This window comes from Chryseobacterium populi (assembly GCF_000282115.1).
Classification (GTDB): Bacteria; Bacteroidota; Bacteroidia; order Flavobacteriales; family Weeksellaceae; genus Chryseobacterium; species Chryseobacterium populi.
On sequence record NZ_AKJY01000098.1, the window covers coordinates 1 to 1,303 of the forward strand.

Here is a 1,303-nt window from a genome sequence, read left to right on the forward strand (position 1 = left end):
GACACTATCCCGTAAAGTGTGTAAGTTAAAAAGCTAGGCTTGGATTTTATAATCTGAGCCTTTTTTCAAAAATAAGCATAAATTGGTTGAGTACAATACCCCAATTATGGATAGGCATCGTCCATTTTTTAGTAGCTTCTTTTAGTGCAAGATACACTGATTTCATTACGGCATCATCCGTAGGAAACGACATTTTGTTTTTGGTGTATTTTCTGATTTTCCCGTTGAGATTTTCAATTAAATTTGTGGTATAAATGATTTTTCGGATCTCAAGAGGAAATTCAAAAAATACAGTGAGTTCATCCCAATTGTTTCGCCAGGACCCAATTGCATAAGAATATTTGCTTTCCCATTTCCCTGCAAAATCACCCAGAGCGGCTTCAGCCGCCTGTTTTGTTGGCGCCGTGTAAATATGCTTCATATCGGCAGAGAATTCTTTTCTGTCTTTCCAAACCACATATTTGCAGGCATTTCTGATTTGATGGACCACACAAATTTGGGTTTGAGATTCAGGAAAGACAGAACGGATAGTCTGGGTAAATCCGTTTAAATTATCGGTGGCGGTGATGAGAATATCTTCTACACCACGAGCTTTTAAATCTGTGAGAACACTCATCCAAAAAGCTGAGCTTTCATTTTTTCCAAGCCACATTCCCAAGACTTCCTTTTTCCCGTCACGATTTAATCCAACAGCCAGATAAATGGTTTTATTGATGACTTTGGAGCTTTCCCTTACCTTGAAGGCAATGCCATCCATCCAAACAATGAGATATAAATCTTCAAGCGGGCGATTCTGCCAGCTCACCACTTCACTGGCAACTGCATGGGTTATTCGTGATATGGTGGAAGTAGAAACCTCAAAATTATACATCTCTTTAATTTGTTCTTCAATATCACTTACACTCATTCCCTTAGCATAAAATGAGATGATAATATTCTCCAAACCATCGATGATATTGTGTCTCTTTGGAACTAATGCAGGTTCAAAACTGCCTTCTCTATCTCTAGGAACTTTAATTTCAGATTCACCAAATGAGGATTTTATCTTCTTGGTTCCGTGTCCGTTTCGGTAATTTCCAGTAGTGGATTTCTGATGCTTCTCGTTATCCAAATGAGTATCTAATTCTGCATCAAGCATATGTTCTACAGCTCGTTTATGCATTTCTTTGAAGAATGATGTCAAATCTTCTCCATTCTTGAAGGACTTGTAAAAATCCTTATTGTTTAATAAATCTTCTTTGTCGATCATAACTATGTAATGATTAAAAATAATAAAAAGTTATTTCCGTAAAATTTTTTGAGC

General features: G+C 36.8%; 1 protein-coding gene. It reads right to left on the reverse strand.

Annotation, left to right across the window (positions count from 1 at the left end):
• Positions 1-46: 46 nt before the first annotated feature.
• A complete protein-coding gene (locus PMI13_RS18225) occupies positions 47-1,249 on the reverse strand; it encodes an IS256 family transposase (protein WP_007846493.1) in 1,203 nt (400 codons plus the stop codon).
• Positions 1,250-1,303 lie beyond the last annotated feature (54 nt).